This window comes from Caballeronia arvi, assembly GCF_001544695.2.
Classification (GTDB): domain Bacteria; phylum Pseudomonadota; class Gammaproteobacteria; order Burkholderiales; family Burkholderiaceae; genus Caballeronia; species Caballeronia arvi.
Window position 1 is genome coordinate 1 of record NZ_FCOM02000113.1, and the last position, 11,364, is coordinate 11,364.

10 protein-coding genes and 2 pseudogenes are annotated in these 11,364 nt (G+C 63.2%); 8 read left to right on the forward strand and 4 right to left on the reverse strand.

Going from position 1 to position 11,364, the window contains the following annotated elements; translation table 11 throughout:
- Positions 1-74 precede the first annotated feature (74 nt).
- Positions 75-698: pseudogene (locus AWB74_RS42215) on the forward strand (dioxygenase family protein); the annotation flags it as partial.
- A 177-nt stretch (positions 699-875) separates the two neighbouring features.
- Here the strand turns inward: AWB74_RS42215 and AWB74_RS48910 are convergent.
- Positions 876-1,211 (reverse strand): annotated as a pseudogene (locus AWB74_RS48910) (hypothetical protein); the annotation flags it as partial.
- A 585-nt stretch (positions 1,212-1,796) separates the two neighbouring features.
- On the opposite strand from AWB74_RS48910, the gene ctaD reads away from it, so the two are divergent.
- From ctaD to AWB74_RS42250, 6 genes are read left to right on the forward strand one after another with little or no spacing between them, the layout of a single operon-like run.
- Complete coding sequence (gene ctaD / locus AWB74_RS42225) at positions 1,797-3,674, forward strand: cytochrome c oxidase subunit I (protein ID WP_087039538.1); 1,878 nt, start codon at positions 1,797-1,799, stop codon at positions 3,672-3,674.
- A complete protein-coding gene (locus AWB74_RS42230; RefSeq protein ID WP_087039536.1) occupies positions 3,671-4,315 on the forward strand; it encodes a cytochrome c oxidase subunit 3 in 645 nt (214 codons plus the stop codon). Before ctaD ends, AWB74_RS42230 begins: the two co-directional genes overlap by 4 nt.
- Positions 4,312-4,647, forward strand: a complete 336-nt coding sequence (locus AWB74_RS42235) for a hypothetical protein (protein ID WP_061152465.1) — start codon at positions 4,312-4,314, stop codon at positions 4,645-4,647. Before AWB74_RS42230 ends, AWB74_RS42235 begins: the two co-directional genes overlap by 4 nt.
- Positions 4,626-5,549 (forward strand): cytochrome c oxidase assembly protein, encoded by a 924-nt coding sequence (locus AWB74_RS42240; RefSeq protein ID WP_061152466.1) that lies wholly within the window; start codon positions 4,626-4,628, stop codon positions 5,547-5,549. The genes AWB74_RS42235 and AWB74_RS42240 overlap by 22 nt, the downstream gene beginning before the upstream one ends.
- Before the next feature lie 4 nt (positions 5,550-5,553).
- Entirely contained in the window at positions 5,554-5,916 is a 363-nt protein-coding gene (locus AWB74_RS42245) for a c-type cytochrome (RefSeq protein ID WP_061152467.1), read from the forward strand.
- 2 nt (positions 5,917-5,918) lie between these two features.
- Positions 5,919-7,193: a cytochrome c gene (locus AWB74_RS42250; RefSeq protein WP_061152474.1), complete on the forward strand. Its 1,275-nt coding sequence runs from the start codon at positions 5,919-5,921 to the stop codon at positions 7,191-7,193.
- Between the two features lie 379 nt (positions 7,194-7,572).
- On the opposite strand, the gene AWB74_RS42255 is transcribed toward AWB74_RS42250, so the two are convergent.
- Positions 7,573-8,034 (reverse strand): hypothetical protein, encoded by a 462-nt coding sequence (locus tag AWB74_RS42255; RefSeq protein WP_061152468.1) that lies wholly within the window; start codon positions 8,032-8,034, stop codon positions 7,573-7,575.
- Between the two features lie 17 nt (positions 8,035-8,051).
- The gene (locus AWB74_RS42260; RefSeq protein WP_087039537.1) at positions 8,052-9,197 is read right to left on the reverse strand and encodes an L-dopachrome tautomerase-related protein; all 1,146 of its coding nucleotides are present in this window, start codon (positions 9,195-9,197) and stop codon (positions 8,052-8,054) included.
- A gap of 303 nt (positions 9,198-9,500) precedes the next feature.
- On the opposite strand from AWB74_RS42260, the gene phoU reads away from it, so the two are divergent.
- Positions 9,501-10,208, forward strand: coding sequence for a phosphate signaling complex protein PhoU (gene phoU / locus AWB74_RS42265; protein ID WP_061152470.1), 708 nt, complete (start codon positions 9,501-9,503; stop codon positions 10,206-10,208).
- Positions 10,209-10,230: 22 nt separating this feature from the next.
- On the opposite strand, the gene AWB74_RS42270 is transcribed toward phoU, so the two are convergent.
- A complete protein-coding gene (locus AWB74_RS42270) occupies positions 10,231-11,133 on the reverse strand; it encodes a DUF72 domain-containing protein (protein ID WP_061152471.1) in 903 nt (300 codons plus the stop codon).
- Positions 11,134-11,364 lie beyond the last annotated feature (231 nt).

Sequence of the window (11,364 nt, forward strand, 5' to 3'; positions counted from 1 at the left end):
AGAAACTGATCCCTCATTAAACCGCTTTCTTCCTTTGCTTCTCCGACTACCTGTCAGATGCGGTCTAGGCTAATACAATTGAAGGCCCGCTGTATGTCGCCGGTGCGCCGATACGCGATGGCGTATCTAGGATCGATGTCGACCCCGACCCGCACGCTGGGCCGCTCGTCATCCACGGCACGGTCACGGGCCCCGACCATAAGCCGGTTGCGGGCGCCGTAGTGGAATGCTGGCATGCCAACTCCAACGGTTTCTATTCGCACTTTGATCCGACCGGCACGCAGGGCGAATTCAACCTGCGCGGCGCGGTCAGGACAGGTGCGGATGGCAAGTACGAATTCCGCACGCTCATGCCGGTGGGCTACGGCTGCCCGCCGCAGGGCGCGACTCAGCAGTTGTTAAACGAACTTGCCCGTCACGGTGACCGTCCGGCGCACGTACACTTCTTCGTGACGAGCGACCAGCACCGTAAGCTAACCACGCAATTTAACATCGAAGGGGATCCGCTCATCTGGGACGACTTCGCCTACGCTACCCGCGAGGAACTGATTCCCCCTGTGGTCGAAAAGACGGGTGGCGTCGCACTGGGCCTGAAGGCCGACACCTACAAGGACATCGAGTTCAACGTTACCCTGACTCCGCTCGTTCAGGGCAAGGACAACCAGATCGTCCATCGCCTGCGCACTGCCTCGGCGTAACAACCCCACGTGGCGGCAGCGCCGCAGCGCGGTCGCCAATAAATGCAACGGGCCGATTCAACCCCGCGCGGCGCGCCGGCCGGTAACCCGCGCATCTGGAGGTCGGCCGAAGCGAACAACGGCCCATCCCCACCGTTGACACGCAGCGTCTGACGAGGCACAAAGAATTTTGCTCCGCTAGCGGTCCTGCGACCGCCGCATTGGGATCGATATCGGTCGGCCGTCCGCAACAGCCATCCAGAGATACCGAACGGCGTAACGACTAGGGCGCGATTTGACGACTTGGTCGCATGTGCGGTCGGGTCGTTTTTCATTTGGAAACGCCTTCAACCGTTCGCGCCGTCGCTGAAGGCATGCAGGCATGCTTGGCGAAGGTAGAGAGACAGCGGCCCCGATCATCTCGTGCCGAATCGGGTGGACCGCGTGCACAAAGCTGATATCCGTGGGAGCGAGCCTCGCTTCGAAGGCAGCATTCGGGATCTCGCGACGAATCAGATTGTAGGCAATCAGAGCCACTGGTCACCAAAGCGCTTGCGGTTGGCAGGGTTACCGGCAATGCGCAGCGTCGTGCCATCCATCGCCCACAAGCCCAAGTCTTGAGCCGGTGCTGGACCGCGTCCCGCGTGCCCTGGGCGCGCGCCGTGCGCTAGAACAGCCATGCGAGCGGCGCCTGTCCGATGCGATCGTGCGCTGCGCCACCACTGCGCTCTCGCTCACAAACGGACTCCCGTCGTCAGGCACCGCCAAATCCAAATGATCCAGGACGAGCGCAGCAGCTGGCGGATCCGAGTCGACCGGCCGAACGTTTGCCGTATGAGTGGATCGGAGCGAGCGGTTGGGTCCACCGGGTGGCGAGCTTTTCTACCCTCGCCGATCAGAATGCGTTCCAGCCATCTGACTCCGACCAGTCGTCGGTCATTTTTTTCTTGCCGCAAGGCGACGAAGCTCCATATCGCCATCTCCGGAGCACGTTGCGCCGGCTTGCTCCTTAACTTCGCTTATCCGATCCGCGAAGACCTCGCTCGCTTATTAGGAGTTTCCCTCGTTCTGCAGGTTTCTGCATTCCGCGGATACCTGTTGAAAAAAACGGATAGAGCCATTTCTTTTGTCGCCGAACACTGGAGCCACTCGAGCCGCAACTTCTTCGGCATGTTGAGCGCGATCAACCATAAGACGATTGCGCGCCGTTTCATCGTCACGACCTTCGTGTTCTTCCTGCTCGCCGGCGTGCTCGCACTCATCATGCGCACCCAACTTGCGTTTCCGGATCAGCGCCTGATCGGACCGAACCTCTACAACGAACTCTTCACAATGCACGGCACCACGATGATGTTTCTCTTCGCCGTGCCGGTGATGCAGGCCGTCGCCGCCTATCTCGTGCCGCTCATGATCGGCGCCCGGAGCATCGCGTTCCCGCGCATGAACGCCTATGCATATTGGGTGTTCCTGTTCGGTGGATTGCTGTTGTTCGGCGCGCTCGCCGTGAACACCGCGCCCAACGCCGGCTGGTTCAGCTACGTGCCGCTCGCCGGTCCCGATTATTCGCCCAACAAGGGCGCGGATATCTGGGCGCAGATGATCACCTTCACCGAACTCTCCGGCTTGCTCGAAGCGGTCGTGCTCATCACGACGATCTTCAAGATGCGCGCACCCGGCATGTCGCTCAACCGCATGCCGCTGTTCGTATGGGCGACTCTCGTCACGCAGTTCATGGTGATCTTCGCGATGCCCGCGGTCATGCTGTGCAGCACCGCGCTGATCCTCGACCGGCTCGTCGGCACGCACTTCTATAATCCGGCGAAAGGCGGCGATGTCTTGTTGTGGCAGCACCTCTTCTGGTTTTTCGGTCATCCGGAAGTGTATCTGGTCTTCATCCCGCCACTCGGCTTCATCTCGTCGATCATTCCGACCTTCGCGCGCCGTCCCGTGTTCGGTTATCCGGCGATGGTGCTGTCGCTGATCGCCACCGCGTTTCTGGCGTTCGGGCTGTGGGTGCATCACATGTTCGCGACGAACGTCCCCGAGCTCGGCAAGAGCTTCTTCACCGCCGCGAGCCTGATGATCGCGATACCCTCGGCGATCCAGATCTTCTGCTGGATCGGCACGCTCTGGACCGGCAAGCTGAATCTGCGCGTGCCGCTGCTCTTCGTGCTCGCGTTCTTCTTCATCCTCGTGATGGGCGGCATGACCGGCATCATGGTCGCGTCCGTGCCGCTCGATCTGCAGGTTCACGACACGTACTTCGTCGTCGCGCATCTGCATTACGTGCTGTTCGGCGGGGGCGTATTTCCGCTCTTTGGCGCGTTCTTCTACTGGTTTCCGAAGTTCGCGGGACGCATGCTCGGCGAGCGCCTAGGCAAGTGGCAGTTCTGGCTCTTCTTCATCGGCTTCAACCTGACGTTCTTTCCGATGCATCTGCTTGGTCTCGAAGGCATGCCGCGTCGCGTGTGGACCTATCCACACGGGCTCGGATGGGACGGCATGAATTTCACTGCGACCATCGGCGCGTACATGATCGCGCTCTCCGTGCTGCTCTTCATCGTCAATGTCGTGAAGAGTGTGCGCAGCGACGAGCGCGCTCCCGCCGATCCGTGGGGCGCGGGAACGCTCGAATGGAGCGTGCCGTCACCGCCGCCGCCGCATAACTTCGATGCCATTCCGGTCGTGCACGGCCGCGATCCGTTGTGGGAGCCTTCCGCGCAGCCCGTCTTCGTCGCGGGGCTCGCCGCCGATGCACGCGAGGTGCTGGTCACGAGCGTCCTCGATGCGCAGCCCGATTACCGTCCGCTGTTTCCGAAACCATCCGTATGGCCATTCGTGAGCGCCGTGGCGACGACCGTACTTTTCATAGGCTCGATCTATACGCCGCGGGCGATCGTATGGGCATCGCTCCCCGTTGCGGTCGCGATGATCGGGTGGTTCTGGCCGAATCGCTCGGAGAACCGGCTCGCCGTCGCCCGGGAGCGCCAGCCATGAACGCCGAAACGCGCACGGCCACATCGCGCCCCGAGGAGGACGGCACTGGCCAGCTCGTGCTCGACGTACGAGCCCTGCCCACCTTCGCCTTCAGTCATCGCAGCCTGATGTGGTGGAGCACGGCCGGCCTGATGCTGATCGAAGGCACAGTGTTCGCCATCGCGGTGATGATGTACTTCTATCTGCGCACACGCGCGCCAGCCTGGCCGATGGCCGCCGACGCGCCGCGCCTGTTATGGGGCACGCTGAACACCGCCGTCCTGATCGCGAGCCTTTGGCCCAACCAGTTGGCAAAGAACGCGGCCGAACGGGGTGATCGTAGCAAGGCCGCGATCTGGCTCGCGGTCTGCCTCGTCGCCTCGGCCGCGTTTCTCGTGATACGCGGACTCGAATTCGCTTCGCTGAACGTGAGCTGGTACACGAACGCGTATGGATCGGTCGTCTGGCTGCTGCTCGGGCTGCACACCACTCACCTGATCACCGATACCGTCGATACGGCCGTGCTCACTGTGCTTCTCTTCACCGGGCCGTTCGAAGGCAAGCGCTTCGTCGATGTCAGCGAGAACGCGCTCTATTGGTACTTCGTCGTGTTGAGCTGGCTGCCGATCTATGGCGTGATCTACTGGGCTGCGCGGCTATGAAAACCTGGCTCGCGCTGCTCGGCGCTCCATCGATCGTGCTCGGCTGCCTCAGCGTGAACTACGCGCTGGTGACGCCCGCATGCCGGCTCGGAGGGCAGGCGTTGCTGCACGGCGTGAGCGGCGCGAGCGCGATCGTGTGCGTGGCCGCGACGCTGCTCGCCCGGCAGCGCTGGCGCGACGCGCGGCGTGCGCTCGCCCTGCCGACGCCCGATACCTCCGCTCGTCCCGCGCGGCCGGCGTTCCTTGCCGCGGTGGCGGCGGGCGTGGGGGTGCTATCGATCTTGTCCGTGATCGCCATATCGATACCGCAATGGCTTCTGTCCGCGTGTTGAAACTCGCACCGCTCTGCGCGCTGCTCGCATGTGCCGATGCAAACGCGCACGTCCTCGCCGACACGCCCGAGGCGTCGCCGCTCGCATGGACGTTCGAGCCGTGGGTCGTCATCGTCCTGACGGTGAGCGTGGTCCTTTATCTCGTCGGATATGGGAAGCTGCGCAAGCGCGGCGCGCAAGGCCGCCGCGAGCGCGCGACAAGGCTCTTTGCGTTCATCGGGGGCTGGTTCACGCTCGTGGCCGCGCTCGTGTCGCCGCTGCACGCGCTAAGCGAATGGCTGTTCTCCGCGCACATGCTTCAGCACGAACTCTTTATGCTCGTCGCGGCGCCGCTGCTCGTCGTCGGTCGGCCGCTTGCCGTGTGGCTGTGGGCGTTTCCGGCGGATGCAAGAATTCGCATCGGCGCGGCGACGCGCTCGCGCTGGATCAGACTGCCGTGGCGCTGGCTGACGCTGCCGGTCGTCGCGTGGACGCTGCACGCCGCCGCGCTCTGGATCTGGCATGCGCCGCGCTTCTTCGAAGCGGCGCTCGCGCGCCCCGGCATCCACACGTTGCAGCATGCGAGCTTTCTCGCAAGCGCGTTGCTCTACTGGTGGACCGTATTCGGCCGCGCATCGGAAGGCGAGTCGAACGCGCACGCAATGCTTTCCCTCTTCACGACGATGGTCCACACCGGCGCGCTCGGCGCATTGTTGACGCTGGCGCCGGGCATCTGGTATCCGTCATGCATCGAGACCACGCGCGCGCTCGGTTTCGATCCGCTGCAGGATCAGCAACTCGGCGGCCTCGTGATGTGGGTACCGGGCGGGCTCGCCTATCTGGCGGGCGGCTTGCTCGTCGGCGCGCGCTGGCTGATGCGACGCGCGCCGCCGGTGGGCGACGGCATCGCGCGCGAGGGATGACAGCATGCGCCAGATTCCAGTCGCGCTGTTGCTGCTCGTCGCGCTTGCCGCTTGCACAGGAAAGCCGCCATCGTCCGACACGATCACCGGCGGCAATCCGCAACACGGACTCGATGCGATCCGGCGCTACGGCTGCGGCGCGTGTCACCGGATCGACGGAGTGCCGGGCGCGTTCGGCAAGGTCGGACCGACGCTGCAGAACATCGGCGAGCGCGCTTACGTGGCGGGCAAGCTGCCCAACACGCCGGAGAATCTGCAGACGTGGATTCGCTTCCCGCAACGCGTCGTGCCGGGCAGCGCGATGCCCGATCTCGGTGTGAGCGAGCTCGACGCCCGCGACATCGCCGCTTATCTGTATCACCAATGACGATGAACGCTTCCCGCTTCCTCCTCATCCTGTTCCTGTGGCCACTCGCCGTGATGGCGGACGACGCAGCGCCCTCGCCCGACCTGCTCGCGCGCGGCGCATACCTTGCGAAAGCGGCGGACTGCGCGGGCTGCCATACGGCGCCATCAAACGGCGCGCCGTATGCGGGCGGACTGGAGATGACGTCGCCCTTCGGGACCATCGTCAGCAGCAACATCACGCCGGACCGCGAGACGGGCATCGGTCAATACAGCTTTGAGGACTTTGCGAAGGCGTTGCGTGAAGGTGTGCGGCGCGATGGCAAGGGTCTGTATCCGGCGATGCCCTATCCCGCTTTCGTCAAGATCACCGACGAAGACATGCATGCCCTTTATGCCTACATGATGCACGGCGTGCCGGCCGTGAGTCATCGGCCACCTGAAACGAAGGTGCCCTTTCCGTTCAATCAGCGTTGGGCCTTGCGGCTATGGCGGATGGCGTTCGCGCCGAAGAAGCCGTTCGACGCGCACGCGAGCCGCGACGCGGCGTGGAATCGCGGCGCGTACCTCGTGCAGTCGCTCGGGCATTGCGGCTCGTGTCACACGCCGCGCGGCATCGCCTATCAGGAGCGCGGTTACGACGAATCATCGAAGACGTTCCTTTCCGGCGGCATCAACGACAACTGGTTCGCGCCGAACCTGCGTGCGGATCCTGGCTCGGGGCTCGGCCGCGTCACGGTCGAAGACCTCGCCGCGTTCATGAAGACCGGTCACGGCGCGGGCATCGTGGCGTACGGAAGCATGGTCGAAACGATCGAGGACAGCCTGCAATATCTGACCAATTACGACGTGCGCGCCATTGCCCTCTATCTGAAGACGCTGCCCGCGACGGGTGCCGCCGACGGCGTCTTCGATCCCGCGCTTGCGCAGCCCGCGCGCCTGAAGACCCGCGCGCCAGACATTCCGCCTGCACAGGGCGCGGCCGTGTATGCGGGCTTCTGCGCGCAGTGCCATCGCGATGACGGCAAGGGGGTGCCGAACGCGTTTCCGGCGCTTGCCGGCAATCCGTCCGTCATCACCGAGGACACAACTTCGCTCCTACGGCTCTTGGTCGAAGGCGGCAACAGTCCGGCGACGATACACGGCCCGCCGCGTCAAGCGATGCCGCCCTTCGCCGGACGCCTCACCGATCTCCAGATCGCGCAAGTGCTAACCTACGTGCGCGCGGCGTGGGGCAACGATGCGCGTCCGATCACGACCAACGATGTCGTGTCGATGCGCAGCAATCTGCATAAGTGATGGATTGGAGTTGGGATGGGTTGGAGTTGACTTTCGTGAAATCCTGCTTTCGTGTCGGTTTATTGGCGTTGCCCCTGTGCGGGGCGGCACCTACTTTCTTTGCCGCTGGCAAAGAAAGTAGGCAAAGAAACAGCTCTCCCCATCCTAAGCACTTCATGCCGGCCGCGGCACAGAAGATGTCTCGTGGTCCGGCTTTAGCGAGTGCACATAGGTCTCATCGACCTTGGATCGCGCACCGTCCGTCACGTCGCGCCGCTTCACTTACCGGCGCAGCCATATCAAGCTCCGGCCCGCTTCGCGGCCGACGGGTCCACCGGGTCTGCGAGTGCGTCTTTTGTGAGGTTCCCTCGCATACCCGGCGGCAGCGCGTAGCGACGCGTCAGCGGACCGCGCGTCGCGCCAACGCGGCGATCGCGAACCCCGCAGCCAGCGCGACATAAGTCATCGCCAGCGAACGCGTCGACACATGCGCTTCGAATCCCGGCGTGAAGCGTTTCGGAACCACGTGGTAATCGACTACATAAGCGATGAGCGCGGTCGCCGCCGCCGCACTCACGATGCCAGCGGGACGGCTTCGTCGTCCGCACAGCGATTCGAACAGAACGCCCCAGAACACTGCGCTGCCCATATGAATCGTCGCCCCGATTGCCGTGTACTTAATGCTCGGCGTCTCCTGCGACGATGCATCGGGCCACAGGCAGTGCGTCACGGCATTCAACGGGGCGTACGGCGCATGCCCCGCGCGCAGCGCCCCGGTCGATGCCGCCGAGGCCATTGCAAGCCCCGCTGCCGAACCCGAGTACAGGGCGCGAACAATCCGATCGTCGAAATGCTGTTTCATACGCTGCCTTCCCCTTTCTAACGTTTGCGAATCGCATACAGCCGCGTCGGCAACGCGATAGGACTCTGCGGATCGAACCAGCTCATCTCTGCGATGCGCGAATCGGTGATGTAGATCGTGCCGTCGGCGCCTTCCGAGAATGTGTCGGGCCAAACGAGATTGCGGTCCCGCAGCAGCGTGTCGAAGCGCTCGCCGTTACGCACGCGAATCGCGTGATGCTCGACCGACGACACATAGAGACGTCCATGCTCGTCGAACCAGAGTCCGTCCGCGGGTCCATCGATGCCGACGGCTTCCACGCGCGCCGAGACTTGTTGCGGACTCAGTTGCGCGTTCTGCAGTGCGTCGGTTGCGATGCGAAAAAGCGTCTTGCCCTTCACCGCCTGCCAATAGAGATAGCGTCCGTCCGGCGTCAGCGCGATGCCGTCCGCCGAAAAGCTCACGCGCCTGCCGTCCGTCTGTTGCAGCGGCTTGCCGTCGACCTTCACGGTCACGGTCTTGTCGGCCTGCGTGCTCGGATCGCCGTCGAGCACGCGTCGCGCGCTTCCCAAGGCCGTATCGACCACGACGATCGCGCCGCGCACGCCGGAATCGGTGATATAGACGAAACGTCTGTCCGGGCTGATACGCACGTCGTTGAGATAGCTGCCTTGAGGCGCGATGGTTTCATCGAACGCGTAGACATGCGCGACGCGATTCGACGCCAGATCGATCTGCACGAGCTTCGGCGCGCCCGGCACGACGAGCGATTGCGCCGGCGCGCCGGGATCGATCACCCAGAGGTTTCCATGCTTGTCCGCCACGACGGACTGCACACATACCCAATGATCCTGAGGCGTGACTTCATCGCGGCGCGCGTTGCGCCAGCTATTCCATTCGGGATCGGGATAAGGACGCAGATCGCCGGACGCTCCGAGCTCCGCGACGGAGATGGGCGCGTCTTCCGTCCAGCGCGGGAAGTTGACGAACGTACGGCCATCCGGCGTGACCGTCACGCCCGTAACCTGATGTTCAAACGTAGCGATGAGCTGAAGCTGCGGACCGCCGCCGGCGTGATTGCCGCGCGTGTCCGCGCTCTCCTGCGCGACGCCCGCTTGAGCGAACGCGGCGAGGCTCAGTGTGAGAAAAAGAATTCGGCACAGCGGCTTCGAGACGAGCACCATGATCGGCTCCGACGGTGGCATTGCGCGATGACAGCAATCGCGATGCCAAATCGTTTGGATCCCGCTTTCGTTTTCATTGACCGGCCTGGTGACGCGCAACGGCTGTCCGAAACGCTGGCGTCGCGAACATGCAGCAAATCCTTGCTGCCTGGCGATGCAAACGCCCTTGCCAGCGGAGTTATTCACTTGCGCAGTTGACAGGAAACGGTATATACCGTTATTGCCTCCACGACGAACGCGACGTCCGCCCTCGGCGCCGCACCGCTCCACGGTGATCATGAGGGCGTGAAACAGGTAATCGCCATGCCAGACAAGCATCTCTCACGCGCCTTCGACGCCTCGCTCGATGCGCTCTCGACCCATCTTCTGGAGATGGGCGGTCTCGTCGAAATGCAGATCGAACGCTGCCTGCGATTGCTGGACGCCTACGACCCTGCGCTCGCGCTGGAAATTCGCGCCGGAGAGCGGCTTCTCAACTCACGTGAAATCGAGATCGACGATGAAATACAACATGTGATCGTCCGACGACAGCCCGCTGCCTGCGACCTCAGGCTGCTGATGGCCATGTCCAAATGCGTGACGAACCTCGAACGCATGGGCGATGAAGCACGAAAGATCTGCATACGGATGCGGCGCATTTCCGAAAGTGGTGAAACGGCAAGCTTCCATGTCGTCGAACTGAAGAAATGCGGCGAGATGGCTCACGCCATCCTGCATCGGGTGCTCGACGCATTCGCACGAATGGACACCATCGATGCGGCGCGCATCGTACGCGACGATAAAGCCATTGACGCAGTGCTCCGCTCGTTTTCCCGCAGCCTCGCCGTGCAGATGCATGCAGCACCCGGATCCATCCCCGTCGCGCTCGAATACCTGTTCATAGCCAAGGCTCTGGAGCGGATCGGAGATCACGCCAAGAATATCGCTGAGTTCCTCGTGTTCGTGGTCAAGGGCCGGGACGTGCGTCACATATCGCTGGACGAACTCGAACGAGAGGCCTTGGCGAATTGACGGCGCCTTCTCGACGATCGTTTTATCGCGACGAGCCGCCGAAGGACCTTTCCTGGAGACGTTCTTGCAGCCGCTTGGCATCGAACGGCGCCTGTACTTTTTGATCGTTGTCGAAGTAGCAGAATACATCGCGCGATGCGCGGCTTCGCGGCTTGTGCGCCGTGATGAGCCGGGCATCCTTGGCCTGCGTTCCCTTCGCCCAGCACACGATGCGATGGGCCCATGCTTCGAGCGCCTCGTCGGTATACGCGCCGCCGTAAAGCGTTTCGGTGCCGTGCAGACGCATGTACACGAAATCGGAGGTCAAATCTTCCGCGTATGGCCAGCCAGCCGTGGAGTCCGATACGACCAGCGCAACGCCGTGTTTGCGCAGCAGGCGTACGAAGGTCTCGTCAAGAAAGCTCGGATGTCGAATCTCGACGGCGTGCCTCAACCTCCGGTTTTTCCTTGGCGCATCGAACCACGGCTCCTTTACTCGCGTGTCGTGCCGCTGAGCGAACGCAGCGGCGCAGGCCGCATCCTTCGGCAAGAGCGCGAGGAAGCGCTCGAAGTCGTCCACATGAAAGGCGAAGCTCGGCGGGAATTGCCAGAGAAACGGGCCGAGCTTTTCGCCAAGGCCCAGTACGCCGGAGGCGAAGAAGTTCGCCATCGCGGGGATGGCCGTTTCGTCGCGAAAGCGCAGCATGTGGGTGAGATAGCGAGGGCCCTTTAGGCTGAAAACGAAGTCGGCGGGCGTCGCGTCATGCCATGTACGCCAACTCGATGCGCGTTGCAGTGAGTAATGCGAGCCGTTGATTTCAATGCTCTGCATCCGGCCCGACGCAAATTCGAGTTCGCGCGCCTGCGGGAGTTTCGGCGGATAGAAGACGCCGCGCCAGCCCGCATATCGCCAGCCCGAGATGCCGATGCGCACGCGGCCCGTCATGACCCGCGCTCGTACGCATTTTCACGCGGCGGACGCGTATTTGCGCAGGCTGCGCAGCAGCCTTCGTGGACATCAAAGGCATCGCCCATCGAGACTGCTTCCTCCTTGCATGAGGCGCTCATGCTTTTAGCGCAGGAAGCGGGGCAACCGGCGACCCTGTGTCTCGCGCACATAGCGCCGCGCCGCCGCGACCAGCAGCACGCCCGCGACTCCCATGAGCGCCGCACGCGC